1 protein-coding gene is annotated in these 226 nt (G+C 39.4%); it reads right to left on the reverse strand.

Translation table 11 applies throughout. The features are described from left to right. Nucleotides 1-226, reverse strand: a 226-nt coding sequence (locus HMPREF2728_RS05055) for a pneumococcal-type histidine triad protein (RefSeq protein ID WP_186822191.1), incomplete at both ends; no start/stop codon positions are given.

The following is a 226-nucleotide window of genomic DNA, read 5'->3' on the forward strand; positions in this document are numbered from 1 at the left end:
CCATGATCATGTTCATCTTCATGATGCTCGTGTTTCGCTTCATTTTCTTTATGAGTATTATGATTATCTTTTGGAACTTCTGTTTGGACATGCCCATGCAAATGCTCTTGTGCTGCCTTGATCTGTTCTGCTGATAAATCTTTTTTAAAGAAATAGTGGGCATGGTCTCCATGTGAAACTACAAAACCTTGCTCATCTTCTCTAATCACACGCTCAGCTGCAAAGC

Origin of the sequence: Streptococcus sp. HMSC061D10, from assembly GCF_001808865.1 — a bacterium.
Taxonomy (GTDB): domain Bacteria; phylum Bacillota; class Bacilli; order Lactobacillales; family Streptococcaceae; genus Streptococcus.